We start from the raw sequence: 14376 nt of genomic DNA, 5'->3' as shown, positions 1-14376 counted from the left end.
TCTCTTTGACTTCATTATCCTAATAATATAATTGTTATTGGTGGCAAAGGTAATGCTTTTAGAATCAAACATAGCAAAAAGATTGATAGAAAATAGAACTATTTGTGATTCTATAACTTCTTTATTTTCTCTTTATCTCTGCGTCAATGATATAGATATCCCCATCCTTATCTTTTAAAACATTACGTGGGACAATATCCCATACTATGAATTGTGGATTCTCAAAGCATCCATCAGCTTTTGTCTTCATAAAGCCTATTGCCGCCATATAAGTCTCAATTTCAATGTTTGTGGCAGGGGTAGAATCTTTTATAAGGCTCTGTCGGATAATAGGCATTATACTTCGATTCTCATAACCCGTAAAGCCGAAGAATGTATAAGCGGTTTCTGGGAAAATAAGGTTGTGTAATAGAATCTTGTGCAATAAGGCATGAATACTCCCACTATTTAGGAGGTTATTGATCTTATAGATATAGTCATTCGATACGTATGTATCATTTTCATTGCCGCTTGGTCCTGGTATTCCTATTTTGAAAACGTCGTCCATCGGAACCCAAAAGGATTGCTCTTTTGCCATACATTCGGCTTCTCGTTGTTCGATATCAAGCCTATTTACATGTTCTTGGCTATCTCTAAATTGCGCTTCATGTAGTTGGCAGCGTCTATAGAGCTCATTGGCAACTTCCTTGATTCTGCTATTTTCCTGATTTTCCTCAGTACTGCTTCCTTGTGAAAAGAATTTAGATACATCATGATTCATCTCTTTTTGTTGCAAAGATAGTCTTTTTAGATGGAATGGCTTAATAAATATCTCACAAAATGAGAGCATTTGTGGTGATGCGGACTTTACATATAATTATGTATTATAGCTAAATATCCTACAGGGAGCTTGTTGGTCTGTTCAGTTTTTAGTATGTTTGCAACCGATAATGTACTTTGCTTATGCGTACCATCTTTTATATACATAACATCAGGAGACTTATAGCGATCCTCGCCGTGACGATGATCATTCATATAGTGTTGCTGTTCTTTCAAGCCTGTAACGAAGGAAGTAACTTCCATTTGGATGTTGATAAACAAGCTTTCATAGTGGATAATGGTGGTGTATGTGGGTTAGGACTGTATGTAGAAGGTGATAGCGTAGAGGATAACTTCATTGTCATTGATGAACAATCTCATGCAGGTTGGACTCGTGGAGAGGCTTCTATACTTTATATAAACCATCTTCCATCTAGTTGTAGGATAGTCCGAGAGAATGATACTCTCAGAATGCAACGGCTTCCTTTGCGCCCCAATACTACTTATTATATTAGGCGCAGTGGTGGCTGTCGGCAATCATGCCCAATATGTATAAGGGTTGATAAGAATGGAAAAGTATATGAGTCTGCGGTTCCAGTCTTTCAATAGTGAGAAGTTATGCGCCTACATAATCCATTTCATTACGCTTAATAATGAGAGGATAGCGTTCTGGATGCTTTAAGCTATCTATCTCAAGATCTACGTTCAAGTCCGGCCACTCAATCGCATTTCGACCAGACATCTTTACATTTAATACGTTATTGATACTGGCATCACGCATCCATGGAATACGATTATAAGATAAGAAATAATCGTTGCCACAAACAGACAGCATAATACCTTGTGCGTTAATCATTAATACGCTTACCGATGTGTCGATGGTATGATTCCTTGAAGTCGTCTCCATATTGCTCAACTATTTTTCGTATATTATTCAGTTCATGTTGTGAAAAGCCATAATTGTTGGCTAATTCAATCTTGGGTTCAAGCCAATACTTTGCTTCATTGTCTCCATTAATAACGTGTATGTGCATTCGTTCTTCTTCATTGGAGAAGATTTTAAATGTGTATCCTTTCTCACGTTTAAATACTGGACTCATAAAACAAACTTTATTATTCTGCGTCAAAGGTAGTGAAAAATCCTCGTATCGCCAAATCACGTATATTAATTAAACCTCTTCTGTATTGCATCCATAAAGGGTGTCAATTCTCGATTATGCACACGACCATAGCGATCAATCATTTGTAGAGAATAGGCAATGTAGAGACGACGCTTGGCACGCGACATAGCTACATAGAATTTGCGAGCATCTTCTTCGTCTTGCTTTTTATTCTTGTTGAAGGCGTTGGGATAACGTCCGTCGGCTGCATCAAAGACAATAACGTTGTCAAACTCCAGTCCTTTTGCCTTATGCACTGTCGTTACATAAACGCGCTCACGGATACTCTTACTATTGCAGAAATCGGCTTCTTTTAGTGTGTTGATATCCATAATATATTGGGAGAGTTGCTGAACAAGCGCATTTTCTATTGTGTTGTCCGTCAGCATATCTATGCGCAGATAACGCAAAACGTAATCTAACCGAGGAATCTCATTGATTAATCCATCTGCATACAAGGTGTTGTAAGCAGACGATAACTCCTGAACGAGGGCAGGTTCTTCGGTTGTGGTTAATACATAAAGATGTTGAACACCATTCAAGTAAAGTTCTCCATAGTTGTTACGAAGGGTATTTATGAATGGTTTTACCTTTGGATGTTGGAGAAAAGACTGTTGCTGTGGTTGCTTCTCACGTGCCTTTTCGGCACAAAGACGGACGAGGCTCACCGTTGCTCCTACATCATCAATAGCCTGATGACTATTCTTTCCTGTCAGTTGGAAAGTCTCTAAGAGCGATTCTAACTTATAGGAATGAAGGCTCGGTGAGAGAAGTCGTATCAGTTTTAGCGAGTCGAAGCATGGGTTCTTATGGGCTTTCAGTGTGTCGTTGCAATATCTTTGCAGACAATTGTCAATGATATTGTAATCGTAACTGGCGTTATGTCCGAGAATAGGACGTGTTCCAATGTAGGCAAGAAAGCGTTGCAAAGCTTCTTGAGGAGTGATTAGTTCCTCTGCAGAGAGCTTCTCATGATAGATAGCATACATAGGATTATCTTTGTCGCCGAGCTTTGGTAAGATAGGCTTGTCAGTCTTTATATAAAGGTCGAGCGGCTCTCCAACTATTTCCCCACCTTTAATCTTCATGGCTGCAATCTCTATAATGTCATCAGCAAATACGTCTAAGCCCGTTGTTTCAGTATCGAATACAACCATTTCTTCTTCATCGTAGGCTTTAAGAAACTCTGCTGTGTAGCAAGTGTCAGGATAAAGGAGGAAGTCGGAAGGCGAAAGTGCGAGTTGCTTCAGTTTCCAATTGAAGCGTCGTGCCAAAGCATGTGAAGGAAAAGCACGCACACCTTTCATTATACGTGTCCATGCAATAGAGTTATGTTCGTTGGCAAGAACACTGAGATGTGACAGTAAGAGCTTAACATCGGGCGTATCAAAGAGGTCGCGACCAGATACCTTGAAATGTGTCAGTCCTACTTTGTCCATTGTCTCGCTAATATGATCTGCATCTGAATTAGAACTGACTATCACTGCCGTTCGTTCTTCTTTGTTTTGTTCGTAAAGGTTACGAGCTACATCTGTAACCTCTTGTCGTTCCGAGTCGATCGTACTACTATGGATAATTCGTAAATCATCGGGCTTAGCTTTCACATCATTGTCAGAGGCAGGAAGTAACTCACGGTCTATCTTCAGTTGTTTTTCTGCGTAATCGTTAAAGACATCAAGCAGGTACTTTGGTGAACGATGGTTTCGTTGCAGATGATGAATATTACCCTTACAGCGCATCTTGAGCAGTGTGAGAGTCTCCACTTTGGCACCCATAAAAGAGAATATTGCTTGTTGTTCGTCTCCCAGATACATCACCATAGGATTATCTTTGGCAGTGAGCAGGTCAATGATAGCGAGCTGCATACCATTGAGGTCTTGCACTTCATCTACCTGAATCCACTTATAACGCTTACATGTATCATCGGTACTGTAAATGTCGTAAGTCTTTAGTAACAAGTCTTCGAAGTCGAGCAGATGGTTCTCTTCTTTGTATTGAGCATAACAAGCAGCATAATACATCTTCCAAAGCAACACACGAATCCTATCGGCAGTCTTTGCATCAAGTCCTGGCACATTGGCTTCGTCCATGTATTGCTGTGCATGATGATAGGTATCAATTACAGCCTGTTCGTTATATTCTCTCTTCTGCGACTTGCATATCTGCTTGATAGCCTCTCGGTCATCGTCCGTGAAACTCTCTGGGTGGAGGTAATACTTCCACGGATGCTGGTGTTCCATCTGATAGATGAAGTGCTGAAAGAAGATAATCGTCTGATACCCCTTGTATCTATTGAAGTCTCTTGTTACTCCTTCCTCATCTTCGTTACGATAGTCAGCAATGATACTCACGGCTTCCTCATCGTCAATAATAGCTGAGTCTGCTGGAATCTTGTCTTCCTCGAAAAGGAACTTAGAGCAGAACCGATGTACATTACCCACCATCAGCTCTGTGCTATCGCCTCCAACAACCTTCTGAATACGATTCGTCATCTCCCTTGCGGCACGGTTTGTGAACGTAAGACAGAGCATATCCTCGTATCTCACACCCTTTTCTCTCGCATATCTTATCCTCTCTGCCAGTATATGTGTCTTACCACATCCTGGTGAAGCCAGTACAAGATGGTACCCGTGGCTTGCCTCTACTACGGGTATTTGATACTTGTCTAATAATGTAAATGAATTGTTGGGTTCCATAGGTTCTTATCTTTATGGGCGTTAGAAGCCTTTGCAAAAGTAAGAAAAAGATTGGAAATAGCGTGCAATCAGCTTATAAAATGGAAATAAAATACTATCTTTGCAACCGGACTTGTGTGTACGAGCGTGTACCCAGTCCCATTTTGTGGATTAATAATTTAGCGTTTGCTATTTATTCAATAACGTTCAGGAAACTTGGTGGTAGAATGAACAACAAGAATGAATGAATAAGTGAACGTCCATGATAGCGTGGGCGTTTCTCATCTCTTGTTGTAGGTTTCCGCCAAGTACCTCTGAACGTGGATGAAAACGTCCACGTTTCACGTGTAGGTACTTGGCTATAACTTTCGTAATTTGAGTATAAGGCATCGCATTAAACTTTTTAATGCAATGACAAAAGAAGAAACTGTATTGCTTAAAGGAGTAGCTCTCCTTATGATGTTGGGCTGTCATCTCGGGTCTGGCTTTGGTATTAATTTTATTCATATAGGAGGGATTCCCTTATATGACATTATCAATAGAATAGATGTTCCTGTACAAATATTCACCATTCTTGGAGGATATGGCTTATTCTATGTTTTTCAGAAGGGTGATAAGCATCACCTTAGTAGAATCCTCAAACTTTATCTTCACTATTGGGTCATCATTTCGATATTTGTAACTATCGGTCACTTCATAGGAGATAGTTCAAAATATCCCGGAAGTATTAAAGACATTATATTGAATTATAGTTCTTTTTATTCAAGCTGGAACTATGAATGTTGGTTTCTTTTTCCTTATTCATTACTTTCTTTATCTTATCCCTTCCTATTCAAACAAATGTCTCGTTTAAAAGCAAGAAATGTCTGTTTAATTACATTTGTTATCTTTCTGATTTCCGGTTTATTAATTTCTAAACTTGGCGTACAGTATAAAACTTCTTCACCAGCTCTTTATAACCTGTTATACTTAGGATCTTTATTATTCCCATTCAGCTTGGGTGCAATGCTAAAACGTACAGAGTTATTTTCTAAACTTAATATGTTAGTTGCAAAAACAACTTACGGTAAAATTCTTGTTTTTACTGTATTAGTTATACTTTCAGTTGTAAAATATTATATTCCGAGTGCTCTTTTCTCCCCGTTTTATGCAATCGCATTTATAATTTCATTTGTTCTTTTGTCACAAGGAAAAGCAAACATACCGATACTTTCAGTTATTGGACATCACTCTATGAATATATGGATGATTCACACATGGTTCTTATACTACCTATTTTCTTCTTTTATAGCTGGTTCAAATATGTATTTTTAGAGTATGTAGCATTGTTATTTATTAGTTTTCTTGTTTCGTATTTTATTAATAGAATTGTTAAGTTGATACCTCTTAAGATTTAAGAATGGTTAGACTATTTTCTTTTACGGCAAAGGAATATGCGTAAGATTTTTAGAGAAAATTGGTAATTTATTTTGCGTTAGCATCCTGTTTCTCATGGAAAAGCTATATTTTTGTAGACATGGATTTTATGTTACTTGTAAATACTAATATAGAAAGGACTCTGATATGACCAAATTAAAACTAAAGAAGCATCTGGCAGTACTACCTAAGGAAGACGTAATGAACCTTGTGTTGAGTCTGTATGATGCGAGCACAGAAGCGAAGATGTATCTGGAAATGTATCTTACGCCTGATTATAGCGCTGCATTGGAAAAGTACAAAAAGATTATTCGCAATGAATTCTTTCCCTGCTCGGGGCTTTTCTGATAAGCCTTCATTTGCAACTTGCCGCAAGGCAATCTCCGACTTCAAGAAGTTGAAGGCTGATGCCATCAGTCTTGGAGATCTAATGCTTTACTATATAGAGTTGGGATGTGAATACACAATGACCTTCGGTGATATGTGGAAACAGTATTATACTACATTAGAAACGAATTTTGAGAAAGCTCTAAAGCATATTTCCGACCATAACCTTGAGGAACATTTCAGACCGAGAATTGAAAGTATGCTTAATTCAACACAATGTGGTTGGGGCTTTTCCGATACCTTATGGGATATGTACTATGACTATTATGGTTGTCAAGAATGAACAAAGAGACTTTGTCTAAACATATATAGAGCCTCATCTATAGATTTAAGATGTAGCAAACGACTAACAAATTTATAAAGAAACTATGCAGGATTTTGCAGCGATTGACTTTGAGACAGCTAACTTTGAACGGTGTAGTGTATGCTCGGTGGGCATGGTGATAGTAAGAGGAGGAGAGATTGTTGACAGTTTCTATTCGCTTATACAGCCCGAACCGAATTACTATCATTGGCGATGTACGCAGGTCCATGGGCTTACATGTGCAGATACTGACGGCGCACCCGTATTCTGTGAGGTATGGAAGCAGATAGAACCTATGATTGAAGGCTTACCACTTGTAGCCCATAACGCACCATTTGACAAAGGATGCCTGCGAGCATGCCTTATGACTTATCAAATGGATTACCTCAACTATGAGTTCTTCGATACGTTGAAGGCGGCACGACATATTCTCCCTCATCTCCCGAATCACCAACTACAGACCGTTGCGGCTGCATGCGGTTACGATTTAACCAATCATCATCATCACGCCCTTGCCGATGCGGAAGCGTGCGCTTGGATAGCCAAGGAGATATTGTAAGATTCTGCCCGTCACTCGTTGAAACTAATACCTTATAAAAGCGAAAAAACACATAGCCCATCTTAGAATATAAGCAGAGAAAACGAAATGTATACGTATTGCATTTCATTTTCCCGTATTCGCTTTCTTTTCTCAGGCGTTCTGCATTATTTTGATACGTATATAATGATATTATCTAAGCGTGATAAAGGAGGGTGTGTCAAAATGGACACATCCTCTTTTCTACTCCTCTTTACTTCATCTACCGCATAATTCGTTATTTACTGCAGCTATGCCGCTAATTTCATATAAAATGATTTGTTGGGCTTCCAATAGCTTATATAAACTTCTATAGAGCATCTGAAGGTGACTAAAAGTACCTCCATAATAGCTTTTAGCTCCTTGAGATTATTTTTTTTGCACATTTTTCCTATGTTAAAGGCAATAGCAAAGAAGGCAAAATCCATATTGACCTTGTCTTTTCCCAAATGCCTAAATCTCTTGTAGACTTTATTATATTTTGTTTGTCCAAAAACAGCTTCAGGTTCTATGCACCTTCGTCCTCGATGCTTGATGCCTTCTTCCGAGGTCAGTAGTTCCCGTGCCTTTTGTTTATAGTGCTGTAGTTGATGGTTTACTTCTATAATTCTGTTCCCTCTTGCCTTAAAACATGAGCCTCTCAACGGACAACCATCACAGCGTTCTGCCTGATAACGTACACTGTAAGTAACGAATCCATTAGAGGTTAGGGAACGCTTCATGCCTATACGCTTCATATGCTGTCCCATAGGGCAGACGTAGAAATCCTGTTCCTTATTATAATAAAGGCTTGCAGGACAGAATGGGTTAGGTGTATAGCGTGGATGCTGCTCTTTATGGAAGTAGTTATACTTCACATAGGCTTCCATATTATGTACGTCCATGAACAGATAGTTCTCCTCGGAGCCATACCCTGAATCGGCTACGACTGTCTTGGCATAACGATGGTAACGTGAGTTGAAGGACTCCAAGAAAGAAGGAAGTGTAAGCGTATCTGTACGGTTAGCATAGAGTGCAAAGTCGATGATAAACTGGTTCTCAGTTGCTATCTGCAGATTATATCCAGGCTTAGTCTGTCCGTTCCGCATAGCATCCTCCTTCATGTGCATAAACGTAGCATCAAGGTCGGTCTTGCTGTAGGAGTTTCTCTCCCCCATAATCTCAAGGTGCTGGTCATACTCTTGGAGTTTATTACGTTTCTTCTCAAGCTCTTTAAGCTGTTTTTTCTTGGTTCTAACAGCCTGCTTCTCTTCTTTTGTCTTAGGCTCAGGGGCTGATTCCAAAGACTTGTTCAATTCCTCGGATATCTCATCGAGCAGAGCTGCAGTAAACTCGACACCTTCTGTCTTAGCGGCATTGTCCTGCGCTATGACATCATCAACCTGAAGCAAGAGTGTGCGTATTTGTTCCTGCAACTTGGCGCGGTTCTTTTCCACGGTTCTCTTCCAAACGAAGGTATACTTGTTGGCTTTCGATTCTATTTTTGTGCCGTCAATATATTCAACGTCAAGACTTATCAAACCTTTGGCTGCAAGTACTAATACCACTTGTGTGAAGATATTGTTGATTTCCTTTTTCACACGATTACGAAAACGATTGATGGTAATAAAATCAGGCTGCTCATATCCTGCCAGATAGATGAAATGAATGTCACGCTTGAGAAGCGACTCTATACGACGGCAGGAATAGATATTATTCATATAGGCGTAAAGAATAACCTTGAGCATCATTTGTGGATGATAAGGCTTGCGACCACTGGGCTTATAAAGCTTGTAGACATTATCCAACATAAGATTATCCACCAAGGCGTCTAAAAGACGAACAGGATCATCTTCTGCGATGTCCTTATCGATTCTTTGAGGAAAAAGAATCATTTTCTTGTGTATGTAAGAACGAAAGTGTACCTTTGGCATAATGAGATTTTTTTGTATGCCTAAAGGTACAAAAACTTTAGGAAATAGCAAAGCCCTGGCTTGAGAAAGTCGGGGCTTTGTGCATAAAAAAGAGTGTGTGGCTATTTTGACACACCCTCTAATAACATACGTATTGCGCAAATACAGAATAAGCACGGAAATAATACAAGATGCGTATAAAACAAACACGGAAACCGCAAGTGAGCGTAGCTTATAAGGCTACTAAAAAGATTCTTAGCCGTTCTTGAATATGCCATTCCCCTACCCTTTCACCTGCAAATACCTATCATAAAATTATACAAATAGCAACAGAAACGAATCGGAAACATATACTTCATGAGTTGCAAAGGCGATACGCACCAGCCGTTCCACGCCTGCAAAAGTGGGACTTACTATGCCTATCTAATACAAATATTCATCTTAGCCATCACGGCGGTTGGCTTTTTTTTTGTACCTTTACGGGCAGAAATAAAAATAAATTAAGATGCATTTTAAATGGAACTATACACCACCAACAACCGAACAGAGTAATGCTGCTAAGGAATTAGGTGATAAATTAGGCATGAGCCCTACACTTGCATCTCTGCTTATACGTCGCGGGATAACGACGGAGAGTGCTGCGAAGAGATTCTTCCGACCACAGCTGGCCGACCTCATCAACCCCTTCTTAATGAAAGATATGGATGCCGCCGTTGACAGGTTGAACGACGCAATGGGGCATAAGGAGCGTATCCTTGTTTACGGAGATTACGACGTAGATGGGTGCACGGCTGTTGCGCTGGTCTATAAATTCTTACGACAGTTTTATTCTAACATTGATTACTATATCCCCGACCGATATGATGAGGGTTACGGGGTGAGTAAAAAGGGAATTGATTATGCCGCTGAAACGGGTGTGAAACTTATTATCATCCTTGATTGCGGTATTAAAGCCATAGAAGAGATTACCTATGCTAAGCAGCTAGGAATTGATTTCATTATCTGTGATCATCATGTGCCTGACGAGACTATGCCGCCCGCAGTGGCGATATTGAACCCCAAAAGACCAGATGACTCTTATCCTTTTAAGAGCTTATGTGGCTGTGGTGTGGGCTTCAAGTTCATGCAAGCCTTTGCTAAGAATAATAATATTCCGTTCTCACGTCTCGTTCCCCTACTCGACTTCTGTGCCGTTAGTATAGCCGCCGACCTTGTGCCAGTAATTGACGAGAATCGTATCCTTGCCTTCCACGGATTGAAACAGCTCAACCAGAATCCCAGCTTAGGACTTAAAGCGATTATTGACATCTGTGGGCTGAATGGGCGGGAACTATCCATGAGTGATATTATCTTCAAGATAGGGCCTCGCATTAACGCCAGCGGAAGAATGGAGAATGGTAAGAAGAGTGTGGATTTGTTAGTTGAACGCGAATATAGCTTAGCACTCAATCAGGCAAAACACATCGATGAATATAACGAACAACGCAAGGACGTCGATAGGCAGATGACGGAAGAGGCGAACCAGATTGTGGCACGCCTAGAGAGTCAGAAGCACCAATCCAGTATTGTACTGTATGACGAACACTGGAAGAAAGGCGTCATCGGTATCGTTGCCTCCCGCCTCACTGAGATATATTTCCGTCCGACAGTTGTACTGACCCGTGACGAGAATCTTGCTACTGGTTCTGCCCGTAGCGTAGCGGGTTTTGATGTCTATGCGGCTATCAAGAGTTGCCGTGATTTACTTCTAAACTTTGGTGGACATACTTATGCGGCTGGCTTAACGATGAAGTGGTCGGACGTTAAGGAGTTCCGTAAGCGGTTCCAAGCATACGTAGAGGAGCATATCGAACCAGAGCAGCGGGAAGCCATACTAGACATTGATGCCGTCATAGACTTCAAAGATATTACGAAGAAACTGCATAGTGACTTGAAGCGATTCGCACCTTTCGGACCTGCAAATCCTAAACCTATCTTCTGTACGTTGGATGTGTACGATTTCGGAACAAGTAAAGTCGTTGGACGTGAGCAAGAGCATATCAAGCTGGAACTCGTTGATTCGAAATCAAACAATGTTATGAATGGTATTGCTTTCGGACAGAGTGCGTCGGCACGGTACATCAAATCCAAGCGTTCGTTTGATATTGCTTATACCATTGAGGACAATGTCTTCAAACGTGGAGCTGTGCAGCTGCAGATTGAGGATATAAGACCTACTGAGAAGTGATACTCGTTAACGAATGCAGGGTGGTCAAGAGCAAACCCCAAGTTCAAAGTTACTAGTTCCTATGTAGAAGGTCAAACATCAAAGCTCAAAGTAGCAAATCCAATGTCCTATCTTGACATTCTTCATAAGTATTGGGGGTATCCCGACTTTCGTGGTATTCAAAGAGAAATTATCGAAAGTATCGGTGCGGGGAAGGATACCTTAGGACTAATGCCAACAGGAGGAGGTAAATCACTAACCTTCCAAGTACCAGCATTAGCCCAAGAGGGCGTGTGCATTGTCATTACTCCGCTTATCGCATTGATGAAAGACCAAGTGGAGCACCTTCGACACAAAGGAATAGCCGCAGCAGCTATCTACTCTGGGATGAGTAGAGATGCGATTGTAACAACATTGGAGAATTGTATCTTTGGTGGCGTTAAGTTATTGTACATCTCACCCGAGCGCATTAGTTCTGATATCTTCCAAATCAAACTAAAACACATGAAAGTGAGTTTCATCACGGTAGATGAGGCTCATTGCATTAGTCAATGGGGTTACGACTTCCGCCCATCCTATTTGCAAATAGCAGTAATACGAAAGCTCGTACCCAACGTTCCTATCCTTGCGTTAACCGCCACTGCCACACCTGACGTTATTGACGATATACAGGAACGACTCGGTTTCACAGAGAAGAATGTCTTCCGTATGAGCTTCGAGCGGAAGAATCTTGTGTATGTTGTCAGACAGGCGGAAGATAAAGAGGCGGAGATGGTTCATATCCTTCAATCAATACCAAAGACGGCTATTGTTTACTGTCGTAGTAGGAAGAGAACGAAAGAGATTGCGCAACTGCTTATGCAGTATGGTATATCCGCTATATGGTATCATGCAGGACTGGAACCAGCCGTAAAGGATCAACGTCAAAGTGAATGGCAACATGACAAGGTGCGTGTTATAGTTGCAACAAATGCCTTTGGTATGGGAATTGACAAAGCCGACGTGCGCGTGGTGATACACATGGATTGCCCTAGTTCGCTCGAGGCTTATTTCCAAGAAGCGGGACGCGCAGGGCGTGATGGGCAGAAGGCTTATGCGGTTCTTCTCTATAATGGGCATGACAACCGAACGCTACAAAAGAGAGTCGAAGACACGTTCCCCCCTAAAGAATATGTACAACAGGTTTACGAGCACTTAGCTTATTTCTATCAAATAGGCGTGAATAGCGGTGAAGGCTGTATGTTTGAGTTCCCTATTGATAAGTTCTGTGCAACATTTAAACACTTCCCTATCCGAGCCAACGCTGCGTTGATTTTATTACAACGAGCTGGGTATATTGACTACGAACCGAACCCAGATAATAATGCACGTGTGCGGTTCTTGTTAAGACGGGATGACCTTTATCGACTTGATTCATTAAGCGAGAAAGAGAATGATGTCGTCATATCTCTACTTAGGAACTATGGTGGATTATTCACTGACTATGGTTATGTCGATGAGAGTTACATTGCGCAAGAGGCTGGTCTTGACCGCAATCAAACTTATATGGTGCTTGTAAATCTAAGCAAGAAACGCATCATAGATTTCATTCCTCGCAAGAGTATTCCACTCATTAGCTATAAGAGAGATCGTGTTGATGGTAGCAACGTCATACTGGATAAAAGCGTTTACGAAGAGCGGAAAGAGCAATTCCAGAAGAGCATTAATTCTGTTATTAATTATGCACAGAACGATAGGGTTTGTAGAAGTAGACAGCTGCTTTATTATTTCGGAGAGAAGAAATCAGTAGATTGTGAACAATGTGATGTATGTCTCTCTCATACTCATCACGATGATCACGACCAGCAAGAGGAGATAAAAGAAAAGCTCCTCGCAATGGTAGCTGATGGTGAGAGACATCATGTGACAGAGGTTAGACAGCTTGATGAGGATTGGGATATAGTCACCAAGGTTATGAAGGAACTAATGGACGAGGAACAATTATTAATGGAAGGGAGTTACCTTATTCTATCAGACAAATAGCACCCTGCACCTACAAGTCTCTGTCTCTTCACAAAGTTCATTGCTCTTTGTTATTCTCACATTAAAGTCTAAGTCTGAATCACGCTGCTCACGATAGAAATGTAAGCGATCGCCTTGATGAGACTCTGCTACGTATGCAATCTCAAGACGCTTAATTGTATGCTGACGATACCAATCTAAATCCCACAAGTCAAATATATGTTCAATATACTTAACGGAGTTGATGTGCCCATTCACATCCACATCACTATAATAGGTATCAATAAAACGGATAAGTGAAGCCTTATCTGTTATCTTCACACGTGATGACTTACTAATCGGACAAATATAGTCTTTCTCTATGTATTCATTAATAAGACCTTCACGGATAGCAAAGATATCTGAAGGCTCGCGAGAACCCGTGTCGATGAGTGCCCAAACACTTTTACCATATCCATAAATGTGTCCCGACTCACTAACGACCTTAAAGTTGCGACTTGTAAAATACTTCATAGCATTATCAACCCATGTCTCAACATAAAACTTGTCGTATGCTTTAGGCATATCCTCCATTTCAATGGCGAGACGACTCAACACCCATGTCTTGTTGATAGTATTAAGATAATTCATGCCATAGCCCCGTTCATTGCTATGAAAATCAGCAGCATTAAGCATGTGATTACCTAAATATCCCATGAATAGATGATTAGAGAAATCGCAATGAAAAGGCTCCGCCATAAACTCATATCTTCCTATCTTCGGTAACTTATCCATTTCTTTATTATTTAATAAACAATATCATCTCAACCTATCAGACAATTATATAACGGCTTGCGATATTGCTTTATTACTTCTCTACAACTATAAATAATAAAGATATCACGACTCACTATAGTTATTATACCCATACTGAAGTGCGTTTTTATTCTTTATTTCATTTGCTGTCATATTTAACATTTG

13 protein-coding genes are annotated in these 14376 nt (G+C 40.4%); 7 read left to right on the top strand and 6 right to left on the bottom strand.

Features of this window, described 5'->3' with window-relative positions; translation table 11 throughout:
* Positions 1–121: 121 nt before the first annotated feature.
* Entirely contained in the window at positions 122–760 is a 639-nt protein-coding gene (locus J5A55_RS02620; RefSeq protein ID WP_050755883.1) for a putative polyvalent protein kinase domain-containing protein, read from the bottom strand.
* Positions 761–942: 182 nt separating this feature from the next.
* Between J5A55_RS02620 and J5A55_RS02615 the strand changes: the two genes are divergently transcribed.
* Positions 943–1407 (top strand): hypothetical protein, encoded by a 465-nt coding sequence (locus tag J5A55_RS02615; RefSeq protein WP_039850984.1) that lies wholly within the window; start codon positions 943–945, stop codon positions 1405–1407.
* 7 nt (positions 1408–1414) lie between these two features.
* Here J5A55_RS02615 and J5A55_RS02610 read toward each other — a convergent pair whose 3' ends face one another.
* The 3 genes from J5A55_RS02610 to J5A55_RS02600 form a co-directional block, all read right to left on the bottom strand.
* Complete coding sequence (locus tag J5A55_RS02610) at positions 1415–1654, bottom strand: DUF2442 domain-containing protein (protein WP_004382653.1); 240 nt, start codon at positions 1652–1654, stop codon at positions 1415–1417.
* On the bottom strand, positions 1647–1898 hold the full coding sequence (locus J5A55_RS02605; RefSeq protein ID WP_004382652.1) for a DUF4160 domain-containing protein: 252 nt from the start codon (positions 1896–1898) through the stop codon (positions 1647–1649). Before J5A55_RS02605 ends, J5A55_RS02610 begins: the two co-directional genes overlap by 8 nt.
* A gap of 65 nt (positions 1899–1963) precedes the next feature.
* Complete coding sequence (locus J5A55_RS02600; protein WP_004382651.1) at positions 1964–4654, bottom strand: 3'-5' exonuclease; 2691 nt, start codon at positions 4652–4654, stop codon at positions 1964–1966.
* Positions 4655–5044: 390 nt separating this feature from the next.
* Here J5A55_RS02600 and J5A55_RS02595 point away from each other — a divergent pair, with 390 nt between their 5' ends.
* From J5A55_RS02595 to J5A55_RS02585, 4 genes are all read left to right on the top strand, one after another.
* Positions 5045–5947, top strand: coding sequence for an acyltransferase family protein (locus tag J5A55_RS02595; RefSeq protein WP_004382649.1), 903 nt, complete (start codon positions 5045–5047; stop codon positions 5945–5947).
* A gap of 249 nt (positions 5948–6196) precedes the next feature.
* A complete protein-coding gene (locus J5A55_RS12275; protein WP_004382648.1) occupies positions 6197–6397 on the top strand; it encodes a DUF6155 family protein in 201 nt (66 codons plus the stop codon).
* Positions 6366–6719: a DUF6155 family protein gene (locus tag J5A55_RS02590; protein WP_234396058.1), complete on the top strand. Its 354-nt coding sequence runs from the start codon at positions 6366–6368 to the stop codon at positions 6717–6719. Before J5A55_RS12275 ends, J5A55_RS02590 begins: the two co-directional genes overlap by 32 nt.
* An 85-nt stretch (positions 6720–6804) precedes the next feature.
* On the top strand, positions 6805–7299 hold the full coding sequence (locus tag J5A55_RS02585) for a 3'-5' exonuclease (protein WP_004382646.1): 495 nt from the start codon (positions 6805–6807) through the stop codon (positions 7297–7299).
* 269 nt (positions 7300–7568) lie between these two features.
* Here the strand turns inward: J5A55_RS02585 and J5A55_RS02580 are convergent, their stop codons facing one another.
* On the bottom strand, positions 7569–9230 hold the full coding sequence (locus J5A55_RS02580) for an IS1182 family transposase (protein WP_211802935.1): 1662 nt from the start codon (positions 9228–9230) through the stop codon (positions 7569–7571).
* Positions 9231–9714: 484 nt separating this feature from the next.
* Here J5A55_RS02580 and recJ point away from each other — a divergent pair, with 484 nt between their 5' ends.
* Both recJ and J5A55_RS02570 read left to right on the top strand, forming a co-directional pair.
* Positions 9715–11436, top strand: coding sequence for a single-stranded-DNA-specific exonuclease RecJ (gene recJ / locus J5A55_RS02575; protein WP_004382643.1), 1722 nt, complete (start codon positions 9715–9717; stop codon positions 11434–11436).
* A 102-nt stretch (positions 11437–11538) separates the two neighbouring features.
* Complete coding sequence (locus tag J5A55_RS02570) at positions 11539–13437, top strand: RecQ family ATP-dependent DNA helicase (RefSeq protein ID WP_004382642.1); 1899 nt, start codon at positions 11539–11541, stop codon at positions 13435–13437.
* Here J5A55_RS02570 and J5A55_RS02565 read toward each other — a convergent pair.
* Positions 13426–14190, bottom strand: coding sequence for an acyl-[acyl-carrier-protein] thioesterase (locus tag J5A55_RS02565; protein WP_004382641.1), 765 nt, complete (start codon positions 14188–14190; stop codon positions 13426–13428). The two genes, J5A55_RS02570 and J5A55_RS02565, sit on opposite strands and share 12 nt — an antisense overlap.
* Between the last annotated feature and the right edge of the window lie 186 nt (positions 14191–14376).

This window comes from Prevotella veroralis (assembly GCF_018127765.1).
GTDB classification, from domain to species: Bacteria; Bacteroidota; Bacteroidia; order Bacteroidales; family Bacteroidaceae; genus Prevotella; species Prevotella veroralis.
Note: the sequence above shows the minus strand (reverse complement) of the source record. Positions and strands in the feature narration are given on the sequence as shown.